This window comes from Bradyrhizobium sp. USDA 4451, from assembly GCF_054822585.1.
In genome coordinates this window covers 1,339,937-1,365,944 of sequence record NZ_JBTRCH010000001.1, presented here as the reverse complement: position 1 = coordinate 1,365,944, position 26,008 = coordinate 1,339,937, and the positions used below count along the sequence as shown (strand labels likewise).

Genomic DNA, 26,008 nt, shown 5'->3' with positions numbered 1-26,008 from the left:
TTGGAGTTTTGAACTTGACTGGCGAACGGCTAAAACGTGACGACAGTCCGCTTGCGCCAGCTCAAAACTCCAGCGCCGCATTGTCCACCACCTCCTTCATCACGAAGAAGGTGCGGGTCTGGCGCACGCCGGGCAGCGCGATGAGCTGGTCGCCATGGATGCGCTTGAAGTCGTCGACGTCGCCGGCGCGGATCTTGAGGAAGTAGTCGAAATCGCCGGCGACGAGGTGGCAGTCGAGCACGCATTTGAGTTTCGCCACCGCCTGCTCGAAGCTCGCAAAGCTCTCCGGCGTCGAGCGGTCGAGCACGACGCCGACCATGACCAGCGTGCCCTTGCCGAGCTTGCGCGGCGCCACCATGGCGCGGACGCCGCTCAGATAGCCCTCGTCGAACAGCGCCTGGGTCCGGCGATGGCAGGTGGCGGGGCTGACGCCGACCAGTTCGGCCAGCTCGGCATTGCTGAGCCGGCCGTTCTTCTGCAGCAATCTCAATATCTTGAGGTCGATGCGGTCGAGCCGTGCTGCCATGGAAGAATCTCTCATGATTGATCGATCTTGTGAGAGAAAACATATCATCTATGGCCAATTCGGCAATCTTCTACGAATACGCGGCCTGAGTTAGAGAGCACCTTTCGCACCGGTGATGATAGATCTGGCCGCCATTCCAGACCACCCAAGAGGATGCCAGCATGCTGGAGAAGTTCGCGCGCTACCCGCTCACCTTCGGGCCGACCGCCATCGAGAAGCTCGATCGGCTGTCCAAGCATCTCGGCGGCAAGGTCGAGCTCTATGCCAAGCGCGAGGATTGCAATTCCGGGCTTGCCTATGGCGGCAACAAGCTGCGCAAGCTCGAATACATCATCCCCGACGCGATCGCCTCCAACGCCGACACGCTGGTCTCGATCGGCGGCGTGCAGTCGAACCACACCCGCATGGTTGCCGCGGTCGCGGCCAAGATCGGCATGAAGTGCCGGCTGGTGCAGGAGAGCTGGGTGCCGCATGAGGACGCCGTCTATGACCGCGTCGGCAACATCCTGCTGTCGCGCGTGATGGGCGCAGACGTGCGCCTGGTCGACGAAGGTTTCGACATCGGCATCCGCAAGAGCTGGGAGCAGGCGATCGAGGAGGTCAAGGCATCGGGCGGCAAGCCCTATGCGATTCCGGCCGGCGCCTCGGTGCACAAATATGGCGGGCTCGGCTATGTCGGCTTCGCCGAAGAGGTGCGCGCGCAGGAGCGCCAGCTCGGCGTCAAGTTCGACTACATCGTGGTCTGCACGGTGACCGGCTCGACCCATGCCGGCATGCTGGTCGGCTTCGCCGCCGATGGGCGCGCGCGCAACGTGATCGGCATCGACGGTTCGTTCACGCCCGCGCAGACCAAGGCGCAGGTGCTGTCGATCGCGCAGAACACCGCCAGGCTGGTCGAACTCGGCCGCGACATCGTCGAGGATGATGTCGTGCTGATCGAGGACTATGCCTATCCCGCCTATGGCGTGCCGTCGGAGGAGACCAAGGCGGCGATCCGCCTCAGCGCGCGGCTCGAAGGCATGATCACCGACCCCGTCTACGAGGGGAAGTCGATGCAGGGCATGATCGATCTGGTGCAGAAGGGCTTCTTCCCGGCCGGATCGAAGGTGCTCTACGCCCATCTCGGCGGCGCCCCGGCGCTCAACGGCTACGCCTACGCGTTCCGCAACGGCTGAGGCGTCGCACGCATCTTACCTCCCCTTGAAAAGGGGAGGTCGCTTTGCTCGACAGAGCAAAGCGGGTGGGGATCTGCTCTCCCCGCATACAGCTTCGTAGCCCGGATGGAGCGCAGCGCAATCCGGGATAGGTTTCTCCGCGGCGCGAGATCCCCGGATTGCGCGGAGCCTGTCATCGGGTGCGCATTCGCGCGACCCGTTGGCTTCATCCGGGCTACGCTTCTTCGCGCTATCCGGGCTACGTTCCATCTCTCCGCGTCAGGTCGGCGTCAGCTTCTCTCGGTATCCTGTCCGGGCCGGGCGAGTCGGGAGACCTTCGCGTGAGGATGATGAATGCGGCCGGCCGGGCCATCGCCGCACTTGGCCTTGGCATCGTCGCCGTGGGGCATTGGTTCTGGACCTACCAGGGCCACGCTGCTGGGCTGCGCGCCCGCCTGCTGGGGATGAATCACGCGGTCGAGCTGTACGCGGGCATCTTCCTGATCGGCATCGGCGTCCACGCCCTCGCATCCCGGTACTGGTTCAGCGATTCCAACGACTCGGCGCAATCCTCGGTTCGGGATCCGCAGTAGCCATCCGCCGGCATGACCGACGAAATATGTCTGGGTTGACATTCTAGGAACATAATAGGAACGTTACAGGTGTAACCTGAGGATGTGGCGATGGCCTCATCTGCGGCGGTATTGCGCGGTGGCAGGACCAAAGGCTGAGCCGCGCACCACTTGCGGGTGAATTTCTTCCTCCTAGAATGGGTTGTGGCTGGGGAGTGTGCGTCATGAGAGTTGTGATCTGGGTGGCCGTTTTGGCCGCGTGGCTGTTCACGTCCGCAACTCCATCGCATGCCCGCGGTCCCTACGGCTCGATCACGGTCGGCAACTGGAAGGGCGGCGCCTTCACCGACGACAAGAGCGGTGCGTTCACGCATTGCTCGGCCGCGACGGTCTATCAAAGCGGCATCTACTTCGTCGTCGCGATTGCCGCGAATGGCAGCTGGCGGCTCGGCTTTGCCCATGAGAGCTGGCGCCTGACGCCGGGCGAGGCCTTCCCGCTTGCGCTGACCTTCGACGGACAGCCCGCGTTCGCTGTCTACGGCATGCCGCTCGGCAGCCAACTCGTCAATGTCGAGATGCCGGTCAATTCCAACTTGGTCAACCAGTTCCGCAAGGCGCGCCAGATGACGGCGTTCGCGCAGGGACAGTTGTTTCAGTTCAACCTGAATCAAACCGGGCAATTGCTGCCCGCGTTGCTCAACTGCGTGGTTTCGGTGAAGAAGAACGGCGTCGCCAATGCCGGCGAGTTCGCGGTCGCGGCCAAGCCTGCGGCTGCGCCGCCGCAGCAGGCCGCAGGCCCCAGCACGCCGCCCGCGAAGCAGGCGCGATCTGGGACCGGCACCGGCTTCGTCGTCAGCGATGGCGGCCACATCGTTACCAACCATCATGTCATCGAAGGTTGCACCGAGATCACCGGCAATCTGAGCGGCGCGGCAGCGGTCAAATTGCGGTTGGTGTCCGACGACGAGACCAACGATCTCGCGCTGCTGCAGGCGCCAAGCCCGTTCAAGGATGTCGCGAGCATCCGGCAGAACGCGATTCAGGTGGGCAACGGAGTCGTGGCAATCGGTTATCCCTATCATGGCCTGCTGACATCCGATTCCACCGTGACCACGGGCATCGTCTCTTCGCTGAGCGGCATCCTCAACGACACGCGTCATTTGCAGATCAGCGCTGCGGTGCAGCCCGGTAACAGCGGCGGACCGCTGTTCGATCTCGGCGGCGCGGTGGTCGGTGTGGTGGCCTCGAAGCTCGACGCGGTCAGGATGGCGCGGGCCACGGGATCGATCCCGGAAAACATCAACTTCGCCATCAAGACCGGCGCGCTGCGCGACTTCCTCGACAACAGCGCGGTGTCGTACCGGACCGCCGAATGGCGCGACGGAACCAAGAAAGAGACGTCCGACATCGTCAAGGATGCGCGCGGCTACACGCTGTTGATCACCTGCACGGTGACCGAGCAGAGCGCGAGCGCGAAGAAGGGCAATTGAGACCTCCGCTCACGCTCTCTCCGCGGAGGAGATCGCATAGGGGCTGATAGCCATACTCCATTACCTATCGGACGACCACCGGCTCCTTTGCATGGGGTTGTTCTCGATGTTTTGGCATGCGCGCCACTCCTGGTATCGGAGCTAGCTCAGCCGCCGCAGCGTATGCACCGTGATCTCGGCCGGGCAGTTCAGCCGCACCGGCGCCAGGCTGGTGCCGGCACCGGCCGATGTGTATCCGGCGAGTTCGCCGAAACGCCAGGCGCCCCGGCCCATCCGGCGCGGCAGCCGCGCCTCCAGCTTGATCGCGATGCCGCCGGGCAGGCAGAGCTGGCCGCCATGGGTATGGCCGCTCAGCATCAGGTCGAAGTTGGCCGCTGCCGCCGCGCGATAGGATTCCGGCGTGTGCGCGAGCAGGATCGCGTAGCCGTCGCGCGGGATCGCCGCGGCGGCCTTCGCAATGTCGTCGGTGCGGTAGAAATGCGCGTCGTCGATCCCGGCGAGATGGATCGTCGCGCCATCGCGCGTGATCGGCTCCTGCTCGTTGAACAGCATCCTGATGCCCATCGCCTCCAGCGCCGGCGTCATGCGGATGCTGTCGTGGTTGCCGAGGATGCCGTAGAGCGGCCGCTTGACCCGCGCGCAGAGCTCCTTCATCAGCGCAAGGCTGGTCTCGAACGGGCCGTACGTCTTGCCGCGATAGTCGCCGGTCAGGACACAGATGTCGCAGTCGATGTAGCGTACGATGTCGGCCAGATGGCGCATCGCGCCCTGGCTGATGTCGGCGTGGAGATCGCTGAGCTGCAGGATGGTGAAGCCGTCGAACGCCGCCGGCAGCCGTGCCGACGTCACCAAATTGCGCCGCACCGCGACCCGGTCGGCGTTGCGTCGCGCGCGGCCATGGAGGCCGGCAACTTTCAGCGCGGTCGTGACGATCCGCGGCGCCAGCTTCCAGTTCTCGACATTGAACAGCAAGGTGCCCTGGCCGAACACTTGCTTCTCATGCGCGGCCTCGATGCCAAGCCGGCGCACCACGTGGTCGGCGCCGATCCGCTCGATCAATCCCTGCAACGCCGTGTCGGCCATCATCCCCCGTGCGGCCCGCGATGCGAAACGGCGCCCGGCGCGACACTATCATGTGCAATCCCGGCGGGGATACCGCCGGCGATCAGACCACGGGAACCCGTTTGGCGGCGACCGCGGCCGGCGAGATCACCTCGATGTCGAGCGGCACCTGCCAGCGCTCGGTGAAGCGCACCTGCGGCGGCGCATTGCCGTTGCGTCCGCCCTGCAGCACGAAGCCGTCATAGCCCGAATTCATCACCTCGTTGCACTTCTGCACGTAGATCGGGAAGCCGCCGATATAGGGCATGAACACGCGGGGCCGGCCCGGGATGTTGGCGCCGACATACCACGAGCTGCAGGTCGAGCGCAGCGACACCGTGGAGACGTCGTTGACATGGGCGACCCAGGCGTCCTCGTCGTCGCGGATCGCCTCGATGGTGCCTGCGCCGGTGTCGCGCATGTGGCCAAGGCAATCCGCCAGCCAGTCGACATGCTGCTCGATCGCCTGGATCATGCTTGCGAGCACCGACGGGCTGCCGGGCCCGGTGATCATGAACAGGTTCGGAAAGCCCTCCGAGGCAAGCCCGAGATAGGCGCGCGGGCCGGCCCGCCATTTCTCCGCCAGCGTTCGTCCGCCGCGGCCGGTGATCGCGATCTTGTCGAACGAGCCGGTCATGGCGGCAAAGCCGGTGGCGGAGACGACCGCATCGAATTTGTACTCGGTACCGCCGACGACGATTCCGTCACGCGTGAAGCGCTCGATCGGCGTCTTCGACACATCGACCAGCTTCACATGCGGCAGATTGTAGGTCTCGAAATAATTGGTATCGACGCAGAGCCGCTTGCAGCCGAACACGTTCCGCGGACACAGCAGCTCGGCGGTGGCGGGATCCTTGACGATGCCGCGGATCTTCTCGCGCGCGAAATCGGCGATGGTGTCGTTGGCCGCCTTCTCGAACAGGAGGTCGCCGAACGCGCCGAGGAAAGGCAGGCCGCCGCGCTGCCAGGCTTCTTCATACAGCCGTTCGCGTTCCTGCTCGCTGGCCTGCAAGGCGGGCTGGGCATTGAACGGGAAATAGAATCCGGTCGGCCGCGCACGGGCCTTGGCGCGCAGCTCCGGATAATGCGCCTTGGCCTCCTTCAGATATTCTGCCGACAGCCGCTCATTCCAGGCTGGCACCGACCAGGTCGCGGTGCGCTGAAACACCGTGAGCGCGGAAGCCTGCTGCGCGATGATCGGGATCGACTGGATCGCCGACGAACCGGTGCCGATCACGCCGACGCGCAGGCCGGTGAAATCCACCCCATCATGCGGCCACTCACCGGTGTGATAGATCGGGCCGCGGAAATCCGCCATCCCGGGGAAGGCCGGGCGGTTCGGCGCCGACAGGCAGCCGACCGCCATGATGCAGAATTTCGCGGTGATCTTGTCGCCGCGATCGGTCTCGATCTGCCAGGTGCCGGCCTGCTCGTCGAAGGTCGCCGCGGTAACGCGGGTGTCGAACACGATCTGGCTGCGCAGATCGAAGCGATCGGCGACATGATTGGCGTAGGCGAGAATTTCGGGCTGGGGAGAATATTTCTCCGACCAGCTCCAGTCCTGGTCGAGTTCCTCGGAGAACGAGAAGGAATATTGCAGGCTCTCGACGTCGCAGCGCGCGCCCGGATAGCGATTCCAGTACCAGGTGCCGCCGACGCCGCCGCCGGCCTCATAGACCCGCGCGGTGAAGCCGAGCCCGCGCAGCCGGTGCAGCATGTACATGCCGGCGAAGCCCGCGCCGATCACCACGGCGTCGAACGATCCGGTTTCGGCAGGGCGCGCAGTTGTGCGCGCGGCGCTGTCATGAGCCATGGCCCGTCTCTTCCCTGTGCCTTGTCTTCGACCGCGCCTCGTTGGACACGGTGACAAAAGATTAGGGCTGTTGCGGCGAGGCCCGCAAGCGCGTGCGCTGCTCCGTCGGGTATGGCTCCTATGCCGGGGCGGCGAGGGCCGCGGTATCCGGGCGCTACTTGTGTTTAGGCGCCGGCCAAGCTGGTCGCAGCTTCGTCGATGAAGGCGCTCACCTCTGTCGGCTTCGAGGCCAGCGAGGCGTGGCCGGCAGCGAGCGTGATGATCTTGCGCGGATTCATCCGTTCCGACATCCGCTTCTGATTGTCGGGATTGATCATCCGGTCGTCGCTGGAGATCTGGTACCAGACCGGCTTCTTCCGCCACGCCGGCGCGGTGATGTTGTCGCCGAACGTGCTGGCAAGCGGAGCCTTCTGCGTGACCGCCATCACCAGCGCTTCATCGGCAGGCAGGTCCTGGCAAAAGCTCTCGTGGAATTTGTCGGGCTTGATCCAGAGGTAGCCGTCGCTGTCCGGTGCGACATTGGCGATCGCTGCCGGCGGCAGCGCCGCGGTGATGCCGCCGGGGCTCTCGCCGGCGTCGGGCGCGAAGGCCGCGATGTAGACCAGGCCGACCACGTTCGACAGATCGCCGGCTTCGGTGATCACCGCGCCGCCATAGGAATGGCCGACCAGCAGCACCGGACCGCTCTGCTGCCTGACCATCTTGCGCAGGCGTTCGGCATCGTCCGCGAGCGAGGTCAACGGCATCTCCACCGCTTGCAGGCCGGTGTGCCCCTTGCGCGAGAGCGCGACGATCACCTTGCTCCAGTGTGCTGCGCCGCCCCAGAATCCATGAACCAGAACGATCGTCGGCTTGCTGCTCATGCTCGGCTCCTCTGCTGGATCGTTTAAGGAAACGCGGTCAGGATGAGCCGGCCTCGGGCGGCCGTCAACGAGACAAAACAGAGCCGCGTCGCGCCGGTGTCACGGTGTCGTCACCAACAGGAGGCAGTCGCCGCCTCCGGCTGTTCAGCTCTCGTTGGCCTTCACGATCCGGATCAGCTCGGCGCCGTAATGCTCGAGCTTCTTGTCGCCGATCCCGGCGACGTTGCGCAGCTCGCCCAGCGTGTCCGGACGCATCGCGGCGATGCCGTCGATGGTGGAATCGTGCAGCACCACATAGGCCGGCACGCCACGCTGCCGCGCGACCTCGGAGCGCCAGGCGCGCAGCGCTGCGTGCAGCGCGGGGCTGGCGACGCCGCCGGGACTGTCGGCGGCGGGCGCAAGCTCGCCGCGGCGCGACTTGTCGCGGATCGCGCGGTTGCGCGCCCCTTCCGGCTGCTCGCGCAGCATCACCGCGGTCTCGCCCTTCAGCACGCCGCGGGCGCTGTCGGTCAGTTTCAGCGCGCCGAAGGCGTCGCTGTCGGCGCGCAGATGGCCCATCGCCACCAGCTGGCGCAGCACCGCGCGCCATTGCTTCTCGTTGAGCTCGCGGCCGATCCCGAACACCGACAATTGATCGTGGTTGAACTGCTTGACCCGCTCGGTCAGCCGGCCGACCAGCACGTCGATCAGATGCATGGCGCCGAAGCGTTGCCCGGTGCGATACACGCAGGACAATAGCTTCTGCGCCAGCACCTTGCCGTCGCGGACACGCGGCGGCGTCAGGCAGTTGTCGCAATTGCCGCAGCTTTCATCGGCTCGCGTCTCGCCGAAATAGCCGAGCAGGCGCTGCCGCCGGCAGTGCACGGTCTCGGCCAGTGCGACTAGGGCGTCGAGCTTGCCGACCGAGACGCGTTTGAAGGCGTCGGAGCCGGTCGATTCATCGATCATGCGGCGCTGCTGCACGATGTCGGAGAGTCCATAGGCCATCCACGCCGCCGACGGTTTGCCGTCACGGCCGGCGCGTCCGGTCTCCTGGTAATAGGCCTCGATGCTTTTCGGCAGATCGAGATGCGCCACGAAACGGACATCGGGCTTGTCGATGCCCATGCCGAACGCAACCGTTGCGACGATCACGAGGCCATCCTCGTTGAGGAAGCGGTCCTGATTGCGGGCGCGCACGCCGGCATCGAGCCCGGCATGATAGGGCAGCGCCGGAATGCCGGCCTCGTTGAGCGCCGCCGCGACGTCCTCGACCTTGGCGCGCGAGAGGCAATAGACCACGCCGGCGTCGCCGGCATGCCGATCCCTGATGAAGTTCTTCAGCTGCGTTGTGGCGTTCTGCTTGTCGACGATCTCGTAGCGGATGTTGGGCCGGTCGAAGCTCGCGACGAATTCCGGCGCGTCGCTGAGCTGGAGCCGCTCGGCGATCTCCTTCCGCGTCAGCGCATCCGCGGTCGCGGTCAGCGCGATCCGCGGCACCTTGGGAAAGCGTTCGGCCAGTGCGGACAGGCCGATATATTCCGGACGGAAGTCATGGCCCCATTGCGAGACGCAATGCGCCTCGTCGATCGCAAACAGCGCGATCTGCGCCTGGCCGAGCAGATTGAGGCAGCGTGGCGTCAGCAGCCGTTCCGGCGCGACATAGAGCAGATCGAGATCGCCGGCCAATAGCCGCCGCTCGACCTCGGAGGCTTCCTCATAGGACAGCGTCGAATTCAGCACCGCGGCGTTGACGCCGGCCTCGGTGAGGCCCGCGACCTGGTCGCGCATCAGCGCGATCAGGGGCGAAACCACGATGCCGCAGCCGTCGCGCAGCAGCGCCGGCAGCTGGTAGCACAGCGACTTGCCGCCGCCGGTAGGCATTAGCACCAGGCAATTGCCGCCATCGGTGACGTGGCGGATGATCTTCTCCTGCGCGCCGCGGAAGTCCGACAGGCCGAACACGGAACTGAGCACGGATCGCGCGTCGAGGGGTGGAGCGGAGGCGCGATCGAGGGCGGGCTGGACGGTCATGATCCGTTGTTTGATCCCTTGCGACTTCCCCGGATGTCTGTGGGTTCAACAGGCGGTGATCGAGGTCTTGCGGGCGAACGATAGCGGAACGAAGCGTGTTAATACACGTCCCAACAACAAACTCAATTCAGGCATGACGGGTCGGCTGCGGATCATCACAGGCATTGCTGCGATCGTGCTGGTCGCCGGCGCGGCGGCGGCCTTCGCGGTCGCCTGGTGGCCCCAGATCGCGGCCATTGCGCCGCCGCGGCCCGATAGCTTCGATCCTGATATGGTCAAGCGTGGCCGCGACCTCGCGGCAATCGGCAATTGCAACACCTGCCATACCGTGCAGGGTGGCGCGAATTATGCCGGAGGGCTTCCGGTTCCCACGCCGTTCGGCACCATCTTCTCATCGAACATCACGCCCGATGCCGAGACCGGTATCGGGGACTGGCCGGAGCAGGCGTTCGTCCGCGCGATGCGCTCCGGCGTCAGCCGCGACGGCCGGCATCTCTATCCGACCTTTCCCTATGATCATTTCACCAACGTCTCCGAGGCGGACGACCGTGCACTGTATGCGTTCCTGATGACGCGACAGCCGGTCCATGCCTCGCCACCGGCCAATCAGTTGGCATTTCCGCTCAACTATCGGCCACTGATCGCCGGCTGGAAGCTGCTGTATCTTCGCAGTGGCGATGTGCCTTCCGACGCAGCCAATGGCACCGAATGGAACCGCGGCGCCTATCTGGTGGAGGGGCTCGCGCATTGTGGCGCCTGCCACACGCCGCGCAACGCGCTCGGCGCCGAGCGGGTGAATGCGCAGTTTGCCGGCGGCGATGTCGACAATTGGCACGCCTATGCGCTGAACGATTCTTCGCACGCCCCGGTGCGGTGGACCGCCGACGCGCTGTACGCCTATCTGCGCCATGGCTGGCACAGCGATCACGGCACCGCGCGCGGACCGATGGCCGAAGTGGTCGGCAATCTGGCGTCGGTGGCCGATAGCGACGTGCGGGCGATTGCCGTGTACATGGCCGATATTTCGGGTGCGCCGGCGCAGGATCGCAGGCCGCCCGCGGATGTCCTGGCGCAAACGTCTTCAGATGATGCGGCGCAAGCCCAACCAGCAGGTGCTGCGATCTATGCCGCGGCGTGCGCGGCCTGCCATGAGGGCAACCGGGCGCTGCCCTATGGCGGCGTCAACCTCGCGCTCAGCACGGCGATTACAAGCCCGGATCCGCGCAACCTGCTCAACATCGTGCTGTCAGGCGTCGGCGCTGTCGCGGGCGAGCGCAGCCCGATCATGCCCGGCTTCGCGCCGAGCATCGATGATGCGCAGATGGTCGCGCTTGCGAACTACCTGCGCGCCCGATTCGGCAAGCGGCCGGCATGGAGCGACCTCGACAAGGCCGTGCGCGATGCGCGCGCGGTGCAGGCCCGCGTCGCTTGCAGCGCGCGATGCGTCTGCGGACTCCAAACAGCGAGGCAAGCCATGACGACAGTGAAGGTCAATGGCCGGGATCATCAGGTCGACGCCGATCCGGATACGCCGCTGCTCTATGTGCTGCGCGATGATCTCGCGCTCAATGCCGCCAAGTTCGGCTGCGGGCTCGGCCAATGCGGCTCCTGCACCGTGATCGTCGACGGCAAGGCGGTGTTGTCCTGCGTCACGCCGCTACTGCTCGTCGAGGGCAAGCAGGTGACCACCCTGGAAGGGCTCGGCACCGTCGCCGCGCCGGCACCAATCCAGCGCGCCTTCATGGAGGAGCAGGCCGCGCAGTGCGGCTACTGCATCGCCGGGATGATGATGCGCGCGCAGGCGCTGTTGATGCGCAACCCGAAACCATCGGATGCGCAAATCCGCGCCGAGCTGGAGCCGCATCTGTGCCGCTGCGGCACTCATATGCGCATCCTGCGCGCGGTGCACCGCGCCGCCAGGTTGATGGACACGGCCGACGCCACAAGCGACAGGAGCGTCCGATGACCGCGCCGCTGGTTCTCGATCGCCGCAGGGTGCTCGCCGGCGGCGGCGCGCTGATCGTCAGCTTCTCGCTGCGTCACGCTGTGGCGCAGGAGAAGCCTGCGCAGGGGCCGAAGTTGCCGGGTAGTCTCGCGACCTCGCCCGATCTGGATTCCTGGATCCGGATCGATGCCGACGGCCAGATCACGGCCTTCACCGGCAAGGCCGAACTCGGCCAGGGATTTAAGACTGCATTCCAGCAGATCGCCGCCGAGCAGCTCGATATCCCGTTCGATGCGCTGAAGGTGATCACCGCTGATACAAAGCTCACGGCGAACGAGGGCTACACCTCCGGCAGCCATTCGATGCAGGACAGCGGCACCGCGATCCTGCATGCCGCGGCGCAGGCGCGTGCGTTGCTGGTAGCAGAGGCCGCCAGGCGCTTCGGCCTGCCGCCCGACGGGCTGCGAACCGAGAATGCGGCGGTCATTGCTTCGGATGGCCGCCGCCTGAGCTATGGCGAGCTCGTGGCCTCCGACATGCTGCACGTCCAGGCGCAGCCGACGTCGCGCCTGAAGGATCCGGCAAGCTTCAAGGTGATGGGCCAGCCGGTGCCGCGCGTCGACATTCCCGCGAAGGTCACCGGCGGCGCGGCCTATGTGCAGGATATGCGGCTGCCCGGCATGGTACATGCGCGCGTCGTGCGTCCGCCGGGCTACGGCGCGCAGCTCACCGAATGCGACACCGGCGCGATCGAGAAAATGCCTGGCGTGGTCGGAACCGTGCGCGACGGCAATTTCCTCGCGGTGGTAGCGGAGAAGGAATTTGCCGCGTTCAAGGCGATGCAGGCGCTATCGGCGGCAGCGAAATGGCGGGAAAGCGCGAAGCTGCCGAACCAACAGGACCTGGCAAATGTGCTGACCGGGCTGCCGTCGCAGGATTTTTCGATCTTCGAACGCAGCGATCCCGCGGTGAGCGGCACGAAATCGCTTGAAGCGACCTACACGCGACCCTACCAGTCGCATGGTTCGATCGGGCCGTCCTGCGCGGTCGCGCATTTCGTCGATGGCGCGATGACGGTGTGGACGCATACGCAAGGCGTCTATCCGGATCGGCAGGCGATCGCCGAGATGCTCGGCATGCCGCAATCGAGCGTCCGGCTGATCCATGTCGAGGGCTCCGGCTGCTACGGCCACAACGGCGCCGACGATGCCGCGGCCGACGCCGCGCTGATTGCCCGTGCGTTTCCGGGCCGCCCAATTCGCCTGCAGTGGATGCGCGAGCAGGAGCATGGCTGGGAGCCGTATGGTCCGGCGATGGTGACGAAGCTGAGTGCATCGCTGGATGGCACCGGCAAGATCGCCGACTGGAATTTCGCGGTCTGGAGCAACACCCATTCGATGCGGCCTGGCGGCGCCGGCTCACTGCTCGCGGCCCAGCACATGGCGCGATCGTTCGCGGTGCCTGCGCCAAAACCGTTGCCGCTGCCCGAAGGCGGCGGCGACCGCAACGCGATCCCGATCTACAATTTTCCGAATGCGCATGTGATGCATCACTTCATTGCAGCCATGCCGCTGCGGATCTCCGCGATGCGCGCGCTCGGTGCCTATCACAATGTGTTCTCGATCGAGAGCTTTATGGATGAATTGGCGGACCTTGCTGGCGTCGATCCGGTCGAGTTTCGCTTGAAGCATCTCGACGATCAGCGCGGCCGCGCAGTGGTCGAGAAGGCAGCCCGCGAATTCGGCTGGACGCGCGGGCAGAAGGCACCGCAAAACCGCGGCTATGGCTTTGCGTTCGCGCGCTACAAGAATCTCGCCGCCTATTGCGCCATCGTATCCGAAGTGGAGGTCGATCGCGAGACCGGGCGCGCGCGGCTGGTGCGCGCGGTTGCCGCCGTCGATGCCGGTCAGGTCGTCAATCCGGATGGCATCACCAACCAGATCGAGGGCGCGATCGTGCAATCGACGAGCTGGACCTTGTACGAGAGCGTCACTTTCGACGATGCGAGGATCACGAGTATTGACTGGCAGACTTACCCGATCCTGCGCTTCGATGCCGTGCCGGACAGCATCGCCGTCCACATCATCAATCGCCCCGGCGAGCCGTTCCTCGGCAGCGGCGAGACCGGGCAGGGCCCGGCCGCCGCGTCACTGGCCAACGCCATTGCGCACGCGACCGGCAAGCGGCTTCGCGACCTGCCGCTCAGCCGCAAGCGGATCAAGGATGCGATCAATGCCTGAGCCGATCAGGTGGTCGGCGCGGGTGGCGCAGGGGGCGGCGTCATCGGCTCGACCTTGTAGGTCGTCGGCAGGTTGATCGGCTTATAGGTCGCATCCTTCTCCATGCGTTCCACGACTGAGGCATGGATGGTGGCACCTTCCGGTATTGGCCGCGGCTCGCCCATCGGCAGGTAGAAGCCGAGGAAGGATTTGCGCTCCGGCCATTCCTTCCATTTGTCGCGCTTCGGAATCCACTCCAGGATTTCCCAGGCGGCGGTCAGCGAGTTGTGCAGCGGCGCGGTCGCGCTTGGCGGCACATAGTCGTGGACGTGCGGCGGCGGCAACGGCAGCCCCCAGGCGAGATGATCGATCAGTGCCTGGTCCATGTGCAGCCCGGCGGCCTTGGCCTGCTCGAGCATCCAGATCAGCGGAAACTTCGACGGCCCGCTCTGATCCTCCGGATAGCCGCCGCCGACGTCGGAGTGCACGCCGGCGAACCAGACCTGGCGGATGTCCTGCTCCACCGCCGTTGTCGGATCGAACGGATCGGAGCGAAATTTCTGCGGTTCGATCCAGCGGTTGAGGCGGAACATGCGTCGGCGCTCGTCGATCGAAATCGCCTGGCGGAAACGCCTGACGCTCGAATTGGTCCGGGTGAACAGCAGCGTCTGCAAGTCGAACAGGAAGTTGTCCTGCCGCGGCACGATGATCGAGGCGACGGTGTCCCAGACGCCGACGAATTCGATGTCGATGTTGCGGCCGCCGGCGATCTGGCTGAAATGCCAGGCTTCCTTCAACGGGGCATCGTCGAACGTCCCGTCGGGCTTCTGGGCGTCGGAGCTCGCCTTCTTGTAGGTCGAGAACGCGTAGCCCGCGAGGTCGAGCTGGTCGACCGGCAACAGTCCCATCACGTGGACGAAGGCCGCCAGCACGCGCACGGTGTAGGCACCGCGGCTGAAGCCGAACATCCAGACCCGGTCGCCGCGCTCCCAAATCTGGCACAGGAACTGGTAGGTGCCGAGCGTATCCTCGTCGAGACCGGCGCCGAAGGCCAGCCCGAACAGGCCGCGCACCTGCTGCTTGAAACGGCCCCAGCTGTTCTGCAAGCCGACCGTGCCGAGACCCGGATGATAGTAGATCCGCTGCTGGTCATGCTTGTCGGCGACGCGAAACAGCTTCAGCACGTTGGAAATATTGGCGCCGATCTCGTTGCCGGTGCCGTCGCACATGATGACAATATCTTTCGGCATCCGTTGCCCCTGCGGTCGCCGTGAAAATTCGCAGTCTCAATGTACGGCGGAATACAGGCGAGATTCAATCTTCAATTGAAGGCGGCTCTGTGCACGCGGCGTGACGGGCGCACTGTCGGCACCGGTATCGGCCGTGTGCTCATGCCTCGCGGCGATCGGCAGAATTCAATTGCAACATTTCTGAAAAGGTGGGAATCTCACCGACACTCATTGCGGTATAGCGTTGATTTTCTCTCCGTTCAGGGATTTCGCCGGTGCGCGCGATCATCTTGCCTGCTGCCGTCAGCAGCTCCCTCAACACGGACAGGAACGGATCGGCATGAGCCACCAAGCTCTCGTGACGGTCATTCTCGCGGGCCTGGTGGTGATTGCGTTCGGACTGTTCTGGTGGGTCGGCCGCTACTCCGATCGCGTCTTTGCCAACCGGTTTCCCACCCGCTTTCCGGAGAAGACGTTGAGCTACACCGGCGGCCAGCTCGGCACGCTGGTACAGTCCAATCTGCGAATGAAGTACGTCTTTCCGATCCTGTTTCCGCTCGACCTCATCGTCATGCTGGCGCTGGCGGGTGCGATGGGCGCGGCGTCATCGCACTGGCTCAACCATATCCATCCGTCCGCGGCGTGGCTCGGCCTGGTCGTGCCGGCGGTGTACCTGCTCAGTGACCTGATCGAGGATTGCCTGCTGGCCTGGCTTCTGCTGCACGGCAACCCGCATGCAGCGGCGCGCTCCGTCTCGGTGCTGAAGGCGATCACGACGATCAAGCTGGTCAGTGTCACCGCCTCGATCGCGTTGACGCTGATTGCATTCGTCGGGTGGCTGTTCCACGCCGAATCGCTTGCCATCTAGACTAGAGCGGGATGGGGTTAGGTTGAATCGATTTGGGATTCCCAAATCAGTGTGTTTCTGATTCACCATGCTGGCTGGATAGGAGGCCAGCATGGATGGGGAAGCCGTATTCTCTGGATCTCCGCAAGCGTGTTGTTTCCGCGATCGAGGGCGGGATGTCGCGCAATCGGGCCGCCAAGCAGTTTGGGGTAGCGATCAGCACGGCGATCGGTTGGATGAAGCGGGTCGATGAGACCGGCAGCGTCGAGCCTGGCCAGATCGGCGGCTACAAGCCGAAGGCAATTTCGGGCGAGCACGCGGTCTGGCTGTCACAACGGATCAAGGACGGCGATTTTACGATACGCGGTCTCGTTGCCGAGCTTGCCGACCGTGGCCTGAAGGTCGACTACCACTCGGTGTGGGACTTCGTGCATGCCGAGAAGCTCAGCTTCAAAAAAAAGCGTGGCGGCTGGCGAACGCGATCGTCCCGAGGTGGCGCGGCGGCGAGCCCAGTGGGCAAAGTATCAAGGTCGCGTCGAAGCTGAACGGCTGGTCTTCATCGACGAGACCTGGACCAGGACCGATATGGCGCCCTTGCGCGGATGGGCGCCGCGCGGGAGCAGACTTCACGCCAAGGTTCCCCACGGCCGCTGGAAGACCATGACCTTTCTGGCAGCCCTGCGCCATGACCGGATCGATGCGCCATGGTTCATCGAGGGGCCGATCGATGGCGTGAGCTTCCGCACCTATGTCGAGAAGGTCCTCCTGCCGACCCTTCAGCCCGGTGACATCGTCGTGTTGGATAACCTCGGCAGCCACAGGAGCAAAGCGGTTCGCCAGCTTATCCGTTCGGTCGGCGCCAAACTCTTCTTCCTGCCAAAATACTCGCCCGACCTGAACCCGATCGAACAAGTCTTTGCCAAGCTTAAGCACTTGGTCCGTAAAGCTGCCGCGCGAACCGCCGACGCCGTCTGTGCCGCAATCGGCCATGCACTCGATGCCTTCACCTCACAGGAGTGCGCCAACTACCTCAAAAATTCAGGCTATCGAACTTAATCTCATCGCGCTTTAGGCGGCCAAATCTCGATGAGATTGCGTTGAATCGGCGTCGCGCTTTGGCTCCTTGTTTGAGCATGATCTTTCCGGAAAACCGCTTCGCACTTTTCCGGATCATGCTTTAGCGGACTATTGATAGGTCGCGACGATGTCCGACACCGCGCGCTCGAGCTGCTGGGCGGTCGCGCATTGGCGCACCACGGTGCAGAAGGTTGCGTATCGCGGCATCTCGGAATCGCCAAAGCCCCAGACCATGCGCCCCTCGGGATTGAGCCAGACCAGCCGTTTGGAGCGTTCGCCGATGCGGCGCAGGATGTCGGCGCGCGGGTCGAGATTGTTGCTGCGGGCATCGCCCAGCACGATCACGGTGGTCTGCGGCGTGATCGCGCTCATCCAATTGTCCTCGAAATCGGCGAAGGAGTTGCCGTAGTCGGACGAGCCGAACCCGACCTTGGACATGATCTCCTTCATCGCCTCCTCCGGCGATTTCGATTCCAGGATGTCGCTGACCTCGATCAGATGGCCCGAGAACGCGAACGAGCGGACATCGTCGACCACCTCGTGCAGGCTGTGGATCAGGAGCAGGAAGAAGTCCGAGACGCGGGCGACGGAGCCGGAGACGTCGCACAGCGCGACGATCTTCGGTCGGTCGCGATGCTTGCGCTTCCAGGCGGTGAGGAACGGCACGCCGCCCCAGGCCGCGTTCCGCCGCAGCGTGCGGCGGACGTCGAGATGGCCGCGGCGCTGGCGCTTGCGCGGTTTGGAATAACGTTCGCGCAGCCGGCGCGCGATCTGGCGGATCAGCGTCCGCATCTGCTCGACCTGCCGCGGCTCGATCCGCGCCAGCGGCGCGTTGCGCAGGATCTCGTTGCGCAGGTTCTCGGCTTCCTCGCGGCCGTACAGCAGCAGAGCCTGCGAGACCGCGTCGCGAACGGTGCCACGCAGGCCGTTGAGTGCCTCCTGCAAGCGCTCGGCGAGTGCCGGATTGCGCGTGGTCTGCTCGTCGATATCGTCGCGCAGGCGCTGGATGCCCATCGCATCGAGGATGCGGGTCTGGAAGATGCCGCGCTGGGTGAAGTAGCGAATATCAGGCAGCGAAGCGGCGCCGGAGGCATTGGCGATCGCGGTCGAGATTGCGGAGCGGTCCTGCGACAGCAGCATCTGCGCTAAGGGCCCGACATCGGCGTTGGCGGCGCCGCCCGTCGTGTCGCCGTGCTCGTCGGCCGAGGGGTTGGCGCCGGCTTCGCTGCTGTCGTCGGTCTTGTTCTGCTCGGCGTTCTCCTGCTGCGGCTCGGGCTGGCTGAAGAACAGGTCGAAGCATTCGCCGAGTGCGCGCTTCTCGTCCTGGGTCTTGGCAAGCGTCAGCAGGAAGGTGTCGCGCAGGATGTCGCGATCACTGAAGCCGACCTGGGCGACCGCCCGCATCGCATCAATGCTTTCGGCCGGCGAGACCCGGACCCCGGCTCCCCGCGCCGCACGAAAGAAGCGATGCAGGTTCTCGCGCATGTTGGTTTAACTAAAAACGCCCTGGCGCGACGCCTTGGCGATGAAGGACGAGATCTGCGGCGTCGCGGCCTCGATATCGGCCTCGTATTTCAAGAGCACGTTGAGCGTGTCCTTGACGATCTCGGTATGGAGCTCGCTGGCCTGCAGCAGCACCAGCACGCGCGCCCAGTCGATCGCCTCGCTGACCGAGGGCAGCTTCTTCAGGTCGAGCGAGCGGATCTCGTGGATGAAACCGACCATCTGCTTGCGCAGCGTCTGCGAGATGCCCGGAACCCGGCTCTCGACGATGCGCTCTTCCAGCTTCTGCTCGGGGAAGCCGATATGCAGATGCAGGCAGCGCCGCTTCAAGGCGTCGCCAAGATCGCGCTCGCTGTTCGAGGTCAGGATCACGGTCGGCGGCGCCACCGCGGAGACGGTGCCGAGCTCGGGGATCGTGACCTGAAAGTCGGAGAGGATCTCCAGCAGCAACGACTCGAATTCGGCGTCCGATTTGTCGATCTCGTCGATCAGCAGCACGCAGCCGGCGGGCTGCTCCAGCGCCTGGAGCAGCGGCCGCGGCTCGACGAACTCCTTGGAGAAGAACACGTCGCCGAAGGTGTGGAGCTGGTCGAGCGCCGCGGCCAGCGATTGCGCGCCGCCGAGCACCTCGCCGAGCTTGTCCTTCAGGATCTGGGTGTAGAGCAACTGCTTGGCGTATTTCCACTCATACAGCGCCTTGGCCTCGTCGAGGCCCTCATAGCATTGCAGGCGGATCATCTTCATGCCGCGCCAGGCGGCGATCGCCTTCGCCAGCTCCGTCTTGCCGACGCCGGCAGGCCCTTCGACCAGGATCGGCTTCTCGATCTGCTGCGACAGATAGACCGCGGTCGCGATCTGCCGGCTTGCAATATAGCCTTGCGCGGCGAGGCCGCTTTCCACGGCCTCGATCGAGGCGGTGGGCCTGGTGTCAGCCACGAGGATCAGCTCCGAATTTGCCTTGAACTCGGACCTGTTCTGCGCCCGTTGCGGGCAAAGCACAAGGCTCGTTCGGCCCGCGATGGCATGGAGGTTAAAGGCTGGGGTTAGCGCATGGTTCCCGGGTATTCCGCCGAACGCAATACGCAGCGCTCAACTGGCGCAGCTCTTCACGAAATCCTTGCGCTGCGGGCCGACGATCTTCTGGTCGATCGCCTGCTTCAGGCAGTCGAGATGGGCTTGCGCCATGCAGAGCTGCATCTGGTCGTGGCGGCCCTGCCCTTTCAGGGCCTTCGCCGCGCTCTGGCAGGCCGCCCGCTTCGCGCCGGGCACGGGGGCCGCCGCGACGCTCTCTTGTGCAGGCGCCGCCGCCGGCGCTGCTGCCGGTGCGGGGGCTGAGGTTGATTGCGCGAAGGCTGCGACCGAAACCAGCAGCGAACCAACCGAGACAAGGGCGACGACAAGACGTTTCATGGGATGTGCCTCCGCGGGCATGGTCCGGAGACGCGGATATCGGCTGTCCGGAGCATCATGCTCAGACCAGGAAAGGATCATAATGCGATCTTGCGGTCGCGCCGTGATCCACGGGGAGGCCGACAATTAGCGGCCGCCGGCTGAATGCGGCGTGAATAGGCCGGGAGGACGTTTCACCTCAGCGTGAGGCCGGTCGCGGCCTCGAGTTCGCCGATCGCCTGCGCGGCGTTCGCGACCTTGATCGTGGTCATGGCCATCTCCCGCGCCGGCTTGAGATTGACGCCGAGATCGTCGAGATAGACGCAGTTCGCAGGATTCACCTGCAGCGCCTCCACCATCATCCGGTAGATGCGCGGATCGGGCTTGCGCAGGCCGATCTTGGCGGACTCGATGATATGGTCAAACAGCGCCATCACCTCGGCGACATACAGCGTACGTCCGCTGTGGCTGCCGATCGCGTTCGACGGCAGATTGTTGGTGATGCAGCCGGTCTTGAATTTCGTCTTGACGCGCTTCAACGCCTCGACCATTTCGGGGCGCAGGTCGCCGGAGAGCAGCGGCAGCACGTCCCTGCCGCGCACCTCGGCGCCGAGCGCCTTCGATTCCGTGGCGAACAGTTCATCGAACGCATCGATCCCGATCTCGGCCCGCTCGAACTTGGCCCAGGCGTTTTCCAGATGGTTGGCGGCGGTTGGTGCGGCGGATGATATCGATCGGCAGGCCGCGCTCGGTCTCATAGCGTGCAAATGCCTCGAACGGCGAGGTGGTCAAGACGCCGCCGAAATCCCAGATCACTGCCTCGATCATCAATGTCCTGCCCGTCAAAATCCTGCCCGTCGCAAAGCGTCGGCTTCGCCTCGCGTCTTCCGGCCGTCTGGCAGGAAGATAGGGAAACGCGTGTCCGTTCTCTTTATTGGAATTGCCGCCGATCAGGCAAGCCGCCAGTTTGCGTCGAAAGACCGCCACGCGGAACGGGCTCACCAGACCATCGGCACCAGCCGATAGCGCACGCGGGTAAGGTAGTCGGCATAGCCGTCGAGCTCGGCGGTGAGCATCCGCTCCTCCATCATCGACCGCAGGCCGAGTAGCGCCGCCATCACAGGCACGATCGCCAGGCCATACCAGGATCCGAGCAGCAGCGGCGTGCCGACATAGGTCAGCAGGCCGCTGGCATAGATCGGGTGCCGCACATAGGCGTACGGTCCGGTGGTTACGGCTGCATGCCCGCGGTCGCGCTGGATCTTCACGACCGGTGCGGCATAACTGTTTGCGCGATAGGTCCGGTAGACGATGTAGAACGATGCCGCGATCATGACCGCGCCGGCGCATTGCAGCCAGAAGGGCACGAGCGATGCCTGGTAGCGGATCGCGTCGAGCGCCATCAGCGGCAGCCATGTCAACCACAACAGCGGCATGATCGTCGTGATGACGCGATCCCAGCTGGCCTGGCCGCGCGCGGTGCACCGCTCCGCCAGCAGGCCCGGATCATGCCTCGCAAGCCAGGCCTCGGTGATCAGCCCGCCGATCGTGAGCTCGAGCAGGAACACCCAGGCGCCGGCCCATCGCAAGGTGCCGGCGGCGAGAAACAGGAGTGCCCCGAGGCCCACAAAGGTGAAGGCGGCGCGGTGCGGATTGATGTGCGGCGGATTGCTGGTCTCATTCATGTCTCTCTCCGACGAGCGGCAACGGCCCGCGCCGCCGGAATCGAGCGGGCCGTTGCGTGCCTTTGCAGCGAAGCGCGGTTCAGCGCGCAAGACCGCTCACGATCGGCGGGTCCAGTTTCGCGCCTGTCCGGAATAGACCTTGCTCGGCAGCGCGCGCGCCGTGGGATCGAGCAGGATCTTCATCGCGGTGTTGAGCCGCGCTTCCGAACGCGGCGAGCCATCATGGCGCATCTGCTGCGGAGCACCCGGGCCCTGCGGCGGCGCCATATAGGCCTGCGTTGTCGGCGGAGCGGGCGTGGTGGCGATCTTCGGACGGGCGACAACAGCTGCCTCCAACGGCAGCCGCGCGTCTGCAATGCTTGACGCTGCGGATGCTGCGTCCGCCTGCGGCGGCGGGGCGGCATTGCCGGATCCGGATTGGCGGGGCGTTCTTGCCATGGCATCGGCTCCATAGGTTGGTGATGACGACGATTTCAGGTCTTGTCTTCGTCGGATGTGGTGCGTTTGGCGATGATCGGGTTGCGGTCGCTGATCGCGGCGAGCAGCGAGGCGTGGGTCACGACGGATGACACGACGATCTTTCCGGAGCGCTCGATCCGGCGACCGTTCTGCTGCTGTGGCTGCGGACTCGTGGCGGTGGACTTCTGCATCATATCGGCCTCCTCGACGATGGGGTGGGGCCCGGCAGCGCCGGGCCCCGAGTTTGGCGATCAGATGCCGAGGACGCCGCTGAGGGCGGGGATCGCCACCTTTGCGATCCCGCCGAGGATGTCGCCCCAACCCTGCGGGTTGACCGACCCGTTGGTCGCCACTTCGGCAATCCGCTTCGGACCGCGCTCGATGCCCTCACACTGGATCGGGCTACGCACGCTGCCGAAGGTCTCAAAGTCGTTCCTTGCGTACATGTTCAGCTCCTTCTTTCGGTTTGAATTGACGGCAACGACCGGAGGTGGGCACCGACCGGGGCCGCCGTCGCTGGACGTCGCCCAGGGGATCGCTCATCGCGTCGATCCCCTGGACCACGTGACGCCAATTCGCGCCACGTTCTGATCTCCTCGGGACGCAGAGGAGCAATCGCGTCAATAGACCTGCCACTGCCGCAGCGGCCCGACCGCGACAGGCACCACGTCGCTGACGTCGATCGTGTACTGATAGACTTCGCGCGCCTGGGTCAGGACCTGCGTCGGGTTGAAGAAGCGGTAGGTCACGTCGTGGCAATCCGAGTCCGGCCGACAGATGACGCTCTGATCCACCTCGACGGTGTCGAGCCGCAGGCCCTTCTTGGCGGCGTCACCGAAGATCTTCTGCGTGTTGTAGGCATTCATCGCCGAATAATTCAGCGCGCGGTCCTGCGGCGAGAGGCCGACGTTGCGGAACTCGTTGTAGATTCGATCGAGGAAGCCCTCGGCACCTGCGGGCCAGCTATCAGACTTGGGTCCGAACAGCGTGAACAGATCCCACTGGTAGAAGCCGCGCCAGTCGGTCACCAGCGTCGGCACGACGGTTCCGTTGAGCAGCTTGGTCGTGTTGGTGCTGTCGACCCAACCGGCCATCGAGACGCGCGCGACGCCGCCGGGCCCCGGGAATGGCGGGTTCGCCGTCGGTCGTGCCTCGGAGTCGGCCGCGGCCGCTGTCGCCTTCACAACGGTCCGGGTCGTCGCGGGATCGTCATGCGAGACCTCCTGGTGCCACAACGCCAGGATCAGTGCAGCGAAGAACCCGAGACCGAACACATCGAGCGGCTTGATCGCGTAGATCGGGATCGAATCGATCGTCATCGTCCAGGTAATGGCGTCGGCGTCCGGGAAGTTGTTGCCGGCGCCGGCCGGCGTCGCGGTTTCGCCTTCGGCCTGGTTCAGCAGATAGCGCGCCATGATCGCGGGATTATAAGGCGCCGAGGTGTCGCCGGAGTGGTCGCGCTCCGGTCCGAAAGCCGGATCGCCGCGGCCGATCAGGCTGTCGCGCCAGTTGGCGATCGCCTGCACGAAGTAATCGAGCCGGGCTTCCTTGCCGAAATCGTAGAACAGCCGGCCGATCGGGAAGGCGAGCTGACCGGTGGGCTCGGACGCAGCGCCCCGCGGACGCATGCCGCCGCGACAACCGCAGCTCGTCTCGCTCGTCCGGACCGCGGGTGCCTCGTACATCGGCAGCGCCTGCGGCATAGCGACGGGAAGCGCGTGGCTCGGCATCAGCGCCGGCATCTGCTGCGGCTGCAGCCAGGTTTGCGGCATCATGCCGGCGGCTGGCATCGCCATCTGCGGCATGACCATCTGCGGCGCCGGTGCCGGCATCCAGACCATGTCGCCGCCCGGATGAGGAGCGTGGTACGGATAAGGCGCGGGTGCCGCGATCGGTGCGGCGGCGACACTGTGATCGACGGGGACGGCCATCGCCGCTGGTGCCGCCGGCGCGGCGGGCTGCGCCTCGCTTGGCATGATCCCGGCGCTGCTTCGCAGGACCGAGCCGTCGGGCCCGAATATGCGCGGAGCCGATGGTGCAGACATTGCTGATAGATCTCCCATGGAACCCTCTCTGGTTGCAGTTGGCTGAGCGGCGGATGACGGTTGGAGGAAGGGGCGCGCGGATACTCCCCGGAAGCGGGGAGGCGCGGCCGTGGCACCCGACGGCATGACGGCGTCCGCCTGCTCGCCAAGCAGGGCGGCGACAGCCGCGGGAATATCGAGCCGTCCGGCGAGGCAGCGCGTGGCGCTGCCGTCGTTGCGGCAGGGCACCGCGCTTTCGAGCAGCGCGGCACGGACGGCTTGCGGATCGGCCTTGCGCCCGTTCTGGCGCAGGCAGGAGAGCAGCAGCGCGACGACCCCGGCGACGATCGGCGCAGCGAAGCTCGTTCCGGATCGCAGACTGACGTTGCGAACGGGTGAGGCGCCGGCGATGTTCTCGCCCGGTGCGAGGATGCCGTTCCTGAGATAGGCGTCGCCGAAATTGCTGAACGGCAGCGGATTGCCGGCGAGGTCGCAGGCGCCGACCGCGAGCACCGAAGAAAGGCTACCCGGCACCTGGACGCAGCGGCAACCGTCATTGCCGGCCGCGGCGACGATCAGCTTGCCGGCGCGCTCACAGGCGCGCACCGCGTCCATCAAGATGCGATCGGCCTGTCCGGTCGCCGATTGCTGGCCGCTGCTGATATTGATGATATCGGCGCCGACGGCCAGCGCCTGGTTGATCGCGAGCGCCAACGTGCTTTGCGAGGACGGCTCGATTTGCCCGGCGGCGTCCTCGCGATAGATCGAGAACACGGTCGCGCTGCAATTCGGCGCGACGCCGAGCACCGGGCTGCCCGGCGTGCCCATCAGCACGCTGGTGACATGGGTGCCGTGCTCGGACTGAATCGTCGGCGAAGACGGCGCGACGAACTCGCCGCCCATGGCGACGCGCGCTTGCCCGAGCGAGGGATGATTGAGGTCGACGGGACCGTCGATGATCGCGATCTTCACCGCGGGGTCGCCACCCGACGTTCGCTGCCACAAGGCAGCCAGACCAGGAATGTCGGCAACTGGATTCATGAAATCATTTCCCGACCGATCTGCCGCGAACTCACGCGGGCGATCCGTCTTCCACGGCAATCTGCAATTTGCGCAGCGAGCTAAAAAGCACCGGTACCTCGTTGCGTCGGTGCAGTTGTGGCAGCTCTGCCGCAAACGGCCTATTCGTCGCGGTGGATCAGAAAGGATCGAGGCGATGATGGGGCTCGATTGATCCATGAGGTCGATCGAGTGCCTGGAAATATCGATCAAAGGATTTGGTCGGGATCGACCTTGCAGCGCGACGCGCACGCGCGCGCGCCGACACGCGCCACATCTCTGCAACGATGCAGCGCCGCCGGCCGCACACGGAATTCAGGATGCCGGGGTCAGTCGAGCTCGCGGCGACGATCGAGCGTCGGTGCGGATGATGCGATCCACGGCGCTTCGCGCACCCGCCGCATTGCCTGCGCGCGGCGCGGCAGGCCGAGCTTCTGCAACACGTGATGGACATGATGCTTGACGGTCGCAAGGCTGAGATTGAGATCGCGTGCGATCTCCTTGTTCGACAGGCCCTGGCCGATCAGCTTGAGGACCTCGCTTTCGCGACGCGTCAGTCCCTGGTCCGCCTCGATCGTGTCGGTCTGGCGCTCCATGCAAAACAGCGCGCGCAGCAGGCCGCCGGAAATCTCGGCGCTGCAGGCTAGCCGTCCCGATGCCACGTCCGACAACGCGCGGCAGAGCTCATCGAAGCTGGCGTTGCGGGAAATGTAGCCGCTGAACCCGGCCCGGCCGCAGCGAACCACGTCGCGCCTATCCTCGTTGAGGCCGAGCGCTACCAGCGCGATCTCCGCATGCTCGCTCGCGATCGTGCGCACCTCGTCGAGATCGATTCCCTGTGTGACGTCGATCAGGATGACATTCACATTGCCGGCCTCGAGACTCTCGCGCAGCCCGGCCAGATCGGACACCGCCGCCGCGATGGCAAACTCGGCGTGGTTCTGGAAACTCGAGGTAAGCCCCTCGCTGAACAGCCTTATCGGCGTGACGACCGCAATCCTCATGATAATCCTCGAACTCAACGAAATGGCGGATGGAAA

The 26,008-nt window shown here is 65.1% G+C and carries 24 protein-coding genes; 7 read left to right on the top strand and 17 right to left on the bottom strand.

The window, feature by feature from the left end:
- Positions 1–61 precede the first annotated feature (61 nt).
- On the bottom strand, positions 62–526 hold the full coding sequence (locus ACVMB0_RS06250) for an Lrp/AsnC family transcriptional regulator (RefSeq protein ID WP_461345649.1): 465 nt from the start codon (positions 524–526) through the stop codon (positions 62–64).
- A gap of 161 nt (positions 527–687) precedes the next feature.
- Between ACVMB0_RS06250 and ACVMB0_RS06245 the strand changes: the two genes are divergently transcribed.
- From ACVMB0_RS06245 to ACVMB0_RS06235, 3 genes are all read left to right on the top strand, one after another.
- Positions 688–1,701, top strand: coding sequence for a 1-aminocyclopropane-1-carboxylate deaminase (locus ACVMB0_RS06245; RefSeq protein WP_461345648.1), 1,014 nt, complete (start codon positions 688–690; stop codon positions 1,699–1,701).
- 326 nt (positions 1,702–2,027) lie between these two features.
- A complete protein-coding gene (locus ACVMB0_RS06240) occupies positions 2,028–2,273 on the top strand; it encodes a hypothetical protein (protein ID WP_456798939.1) in 246 nt (81 codons plus the stop codon).
- Positions 2,274–2,476: 203 nt separating this feature from the next.
- Positions 2,477–3,742, top strand: a complete 1,266-nt coding sequence (locus ACVMB0_RS06235) for a S1C family serine protease (protein ID WP_461345647.1) — start codon at positions 2,477–2,479, stop codon at positions 3,740–3,742.
- Between the two features lie 141 nt (positions 3,743–3,883).
- Here the strand turns inward: ACVMB0_RS06235 and ACVMB0_RS06230 are convergent, their stop codons facing one another.
- The 4 genes from ACVMB0_RS06230 to recQ form a co-directional block, all read right to left on the bottom strand.
- A complete protein-coding gene (locus ACVMB0_RS06230) occupies positions 3,884–4,825 on the bottom strand; it encodes a metallophosphoesterase (RefSeq protein ID WP_461345646.1) in 942 nt (313 codons plus the stop codon).
- An 82-nt stretch (positions 4,826–4,907) separates the two neighbouring features.
- Positions 4,908–6,656 carry a flavin-containing monooxygenase gene (locus ACVMB0_RS06225; RefSeq protein ID WP_461345645.1) on the bottom strand — a complete coding sequence of 583 codons (1,749 nt, stop codon included), beginning with the start codon at positions 6,654–6,656 and terminating at the stop codon, positions 4,908–4,910.
- A 164-nt stretch (positions 6,657–6,820) separates the two neighbouring features.
- Positions 6,821–7,519, bottom strand: a complete 699-nt coding sequence (locus ACVMB0_RS06220) for an alpha/beta hydrolase (protein WP_461345644.1) — start codon at positions 7,517–7,519, stop codon at positions 6,821–6,823.
- 144 nt (positions 7,520–7,663) lie between these two features.
- Entirely contained in the window at positions 7,664–9,532 is a 1,869-nt protein-coding gene (gene recQ / locus ACVMB0_RS06215) for a DNA helicase RecQ (protein WP_461345643.1), read from the bottom strand.
- Positions 9,533–9,665: 133 nt separating this feature from the next.
- Between recQ and ACVMB0_RS06210 the strand changes: the two genes are divergently transcribed.
- Complete coding sequence (locus ACVMB0_RS06210; RefSeq protein WP_461345642.1) at positions 9,666–11,498, top strand: 2Fe-2S iron-sulfur cluster-binding protein; 1,833 nt, start codon at positions 9,666–9,668, stop codon at positions 11,496–11,498.
- A complete protein-coding gene (locus tag ACVMB0_RS06205; RefSeq protein WP_461345641.1) occupies positions 11,495–13,717 on the top strand; it encodes a xanthine dehydrogenase family protein molybdopterin-binding subunit in 2,223 nt (740 codons plus the stop codon). Before ACVMB0_RS06210 ends, ACVMB0_RS06205 begins: the two co-directional genes overlap by 4 nt.
- A gap of 5 nt (positions 13,718–13,722) precedes the next feature.
- On the opposite strand, the gene ACVMB0_RS06200 is transcribed toward ACVMB0_RS06205, so the two are convergent.
- Positions 13,723–14,946, bottom strand: a complete 1,224-nt coding sequence (locus ACVMB0_RS06200; RefSeq protein WP_461345640.1) for a DUF2235 domain-containing protein — start codon at positions 14,944–14,946, stop codon at positions 13,723–13,725.
- 139 nt (positions 14,947–15,085) lie between these two features.
- Positions 15,086–15,274 carry a hypothetical protein gene (locus ACVMB0_RS06195; RefSeq protein WP_461345639.1) on the bottom strand — a complete coding sequence of 63 codons (189 nt, stop codon included), beginning with the start codon at positions 15,272–15,274 and terminating at the stop codon, positions 15,086–15,088.
- On the opposite strand from ACVMB0_RS06195, the gene ACVMB0_RS06190 reads away from it, so the two are divergent.
- Together ACVMB0_RS06190 and ACVMB0_RS06185 are read left to right on the top strand one after the other, a co-directional pair.
- Positions 15,266–15,793: a hypothetical protein gene (locus tag ACVMB0_RS06190; RefSeq protein WP_461345638.1), complete on the top strand. Its 528-nt coding sequence runs from the start codon at positions 15,266–15,268 to the stop codon at positions 15,791–15,793. The genes ACVMB0_RS06195 and ACVMB0_RS06190 overlap by 9 nt on opposite strands.
- A gap of 95 nt (positions 15,794–15,888) precedes the next feature.
- A protein-coding gene (locus ACVMB0_RS06185; protein WP_461345637.1) for an IS630 family transposase occupies positions 15,889–16,828 on the top strand; the annotation gives its coding sequence in 2 pieces (ribosomal slippage) (positions 15,889–16,224 and positions 16,226–16,828; 939 coding nt in all).
- Between the two features lie 129 nt (positions 16,829–16,957).
- On the opposite strand, the gene ACVMB0_RS06180 is transcribed toward ACVMB0_RS06185, so the two are convergent.
- From ACVMB0_RS06180 to ACVMB0_RS06135, 10 genes are all read right to left on the bottom strand, one after another.
- Positions 16,958–18,334 (bottom strand): vWA domain-containing protein, encoded by a 1,377-nt coding sequence (locus ACVMB0_RS06180; RefSeq protein WP_461345636.1) that lies wholly within the window; start codon positions 18,332–18,334, stop codon positions 16,958–16,960.
- A gap of 6 nt (positions 18,335–18,340) precedes the next feature.
- Positions 18,341–19,288, bottom strand: coding sequence for an AAA family ATPase (locus ACVMB0_RS06175; protein ID WP_461345635.1), 948 nt, complete (start codon positions 19,286–19,288; stop codon positions 18,341–18,343).
- Between the two features lie 153 nt (positions 19,289–19,441).
- The gene (locus tag ACVMB0_RS06170) at positions 19,442–19,762 is read right to left on the bottom strand and encodes a hypothetical protein (protein WP_461345634.1); all 321 of its coding nucleotides are present in this window, start codon (positions 19,760–19,762) and stop codon (positions 19,442–19,444) included.
- Positions 19,763–19,935: 173 nt separating this feature from the next.
- On the bottom strand, positions 19,936–20,499 hold the full coding sequence (locus tag ACVMB0_RS06165) for an HAD-IA family hydrolase (RefSeq protein ID WP_461345633.1): 564 nt from the start codon (positions 20,497–20,499) through the stop codon (positions 19,936–19,938).
- A 240-nt stretch (positions 20,500–20,739) separates the two neighbouring features.
- Positions 20,740–21,426 (bottom strand): methyltransferase family protein, encoded by a 687-nt coding sequence (locus ACVMB0_RS06160; protein WP_461345632.1) that lies wholly within the window; start codon positions 21,424–21,426, stop codon positions 20,740–20,742.
- 96 nt (positions 21,427–21,522) lie between these two features.
- On the bottom strand, positions 21,523–21,864 hold the full coding sequence (locus ACVMB0_RS06155) for a hypothetical protein (protein WP_456751682.1): 342 nt from the start codon (positions 21,862–21,864) through the stop codon (positions 21,523–21,525).
- Between the two features lie 35 nt (positions 21,865–21,899).
- On the bottom strand, positions 21,900–22,079 hold the full coding sequence (locus tag ACVMB0_RS06150) for a hypothetical protein (protein WP_456751683.1): 180 nt from the start codon (positions 22,077–22,079) through the stop codon (positions 21,900–21,902).
- 57 nt (positions 22,080–22,136) lie between these two features.
- Entirely contained in the window at positions 22,137–22,331 is a 195-nt protein-coding gene (locus ACVMB0_RS06145) for a hypothetical protein (protein WP_076864612.1), read from the bottom strand.
- A gap of 174 nt (positions 22,332–22,505) precedes the next feature.
- Positions 22,506–24,950: a cyanobactin maturation protease PatG family protein gene (locus ACVMB0_RS06140; RefSeq protein ID WP_461345631.1), complete on the bottom strand. Its 2,445-nt coding sequence runs from the start codon at positions 24,948–24,950 to the stop codon at positions 22,506–22,508.
- Between the two features lie 347 nt (positions 24,951–25,297).
- Complete coding sequence (locus ACVMB0_RS06135; protein ID WP_456751686.1) at positions 25,298–25,972, bottom strand: LuxR C-terminal-related transcriptional regulator; 675 nt, start codon at positions 25,970–25,972, stop codon at positions 25,298–25,300.
- Between the last annotated feature and the right edge of the window lie 36 nt (positions 25,973–26,008).

Bases quoted from the DNA above. Each gene is read 5' to 3' on its own strand.
- ACVMB0_RS06250 (WP_461345649.1), bottom strand. From the start codon at position 526: ATGGCAGCACGGCTCGACCGCATCGACCTCAAGATATTGAGATTGCTG.
- ACVMB0_RS06245 (WP_461345648.1), top strand. From the start codon at position 688: ATGCTGGAGAAGTTCGCGCGCTACCCGCTCACCTTCGGGCCGACCGCC.
- ACVMB0_RS06240 (WP_456798939.1), top strand. From the start codon at position 2,028: ATGATGAATGCGGCCGGCCGGGCCATCGCCGCACTTGGCCTTGGCATC.
- ACVMB0_RS06235 (WP_461345647.1), top strand. From the start codon at position 2,477: ATGAGAGTTGTGATCTGGGTGGCCGTTTTGGCCGCGTGGCTGTTCACG.
- ACVMB0_RS06230 (WP_461345646.1), bottom strand. From the start codon at position 4,825: ATGGCCGACACGGCGTTGCAGGGATTGATCGAGCGGATCGGCGCCGAC.
- ACVMB0_RS06225 (WP_461345645.1), bottom strand. From the start codon at position 6,656: ATGGCTCATGACAGCGCCGCGCGCACAACTGCGCGCCCTGCCGAAACC.
- ACVMB0_RS06220 (WP_461345644.1), bottom strand. From the start codon at position 7,519: ATGAGCAGCAAGCCGACGATCGTTCTGGTTCATGGATTCTGGGGCGGC.
- recQ (WP_461345643.1), bottom strand. From the start codon at position 9,532: ATGACCGTCCAGCCCGCCCTCGATCGCGCCTCCGCTCCACCCCTCGAC.
- ACVMB0_RS06210 (WP_461345642.1), top strand. From the start codon at position 9,666: ATGACGGGTCGGCTGCGGATCATCACAGGCATTGCTGCGATCGTGCTG.
- ACVMB0_RS06205 (WP_461345641.1), top strand. From the start codon at position 11,495: ATGACCGCGCCGCTGGTTCTCGATCGCCGCAGGGTGCTCGCCGGCGGC.
- ACVMB0_RS06200 (WP_461345640.1), bottom strand. From the start codon at position 14,946: ATGCCGAAAGATATTGTCATCATGTGCGACGGCACCGGCAACGAGATC.
- ACVMB0_RS06190 (WP_461345638.1), top strand. From the start codon at position 15,266: ATGAGCCACCAAGCTCTCGTGACGGTCATTCTCGCGGGCCTGGTGGTG.
- ACVMB0_RS06180 (WP_461345636.1), bottom strand. From the start codon at position 18,334: ATGCGCGAGAACCTGCATCGCTTCTTTCGTGCGGCGCGGGGAGCCGGG.
- ACVMB0_RS06170 (WP_461345634.1), bottom strand. From the start codon at position 19,762: ATGAAACGTCTTGTCGTCGCCCTTGTCTCGGTTGGTTCGCTGCTGGTT.
- ACVMB0_RS06165 (WP_461345633.1), bottom strand. From the start codon at position 20,499: ATGAGACCGAGCGCGGCCTGCCGATCGATATCATCCGCCGCACCAACC.
- ACVMB0_RS06160 (WP_461345632.1), bottom strand. From the start codon at position 21,426: ATGAATGAGACCAGCAATCCGCCGCACATCAATCCGCACCGCGCCGCC.
- ACVMB0_RS06155 (WP_456751682.1), bottom strand. From the start codon at position 21,864: ATGGCAAGAACGCCCCGCCAATCCGGATCCGGCAATGCCGCCCCGCCG.
- ACVMB0_RS06150 (WP_456751683.1), bottom strand. From the start codon at position 22,079: ATGATGCAGAAGTCCACCGCCACGAGTCCGCAGCCACAGCAGCAGAAC.
- ACVMB0_RS06145 (WP_076864612.1), bottom strand. From the start codon at position 22,331: ATGTACGCAAGGAACGACTTTGAGACCTTCGGCAGCGTGCGTAGCCCG.
- ACVMB0_RS06140 (WP_461345631.1), bottom strand. From the start codon at position 24,950: ATGAATCCAGTTGCCGACATTCCTGGTCTGGCTGCCTTGTGGCAGCGA.
- ACVMB0_RS06135 (WP_456751686.1), bottom strand. From the start codon at position 25,972: ATGAGGATTGCGGTCGTCACGCCGATAAGGCTGTTCAGCGAGGGGCTT.